This is a genomic window from Candidatus Jidaibacter acanthamoeba, assembly GCF_000815465.1.
Lineage (GTDB): Bacteria > Pseudomonadota > Alphaproteobacteria > Rickettsiales > Midichloriaceae > Jidaibacter > Jidaibacter acanthamoebae.
On the sequence record NZ_JSWE01000067.1, the window covers coordinates 1 to 226 of the forward strand.

A 226-nucleotide genomic window follows, 5' to 3' on the forward strand; every position below is an offset into this window, starting at 1 on the left:
AACTTCTCAGCTGACCATATAGAAAAAGGCTTAACTATATTTTCAAATGTATAAGCAGCAGCATCTTTAGCTGAAACACCTGCTTCAACCATCTTTTCAGCTGACCATATAGAAAAAGGCTTAACTATGTTTTTAAATGTATAAGCAGCAGCATCTTTAGCTGAAATACCTGCTTCAATCAACTTCTCAGCTGACCATATAGAAAAAGGCTTAACTATATTTTCAA

The 226-nt window shown here is 34.1% G+C and carries 1 protein-coding gene; it reads right to left on the minus strand.

Annotation, left to right across the window (positions count from 1 at the left end):
* Positions 1 to 226 (minus strand): hypothetical protein (locus NF27_RS12295; protein ID WP_039455423.1); only part of this gene is annotated, 226 nt, incomplete at both ends.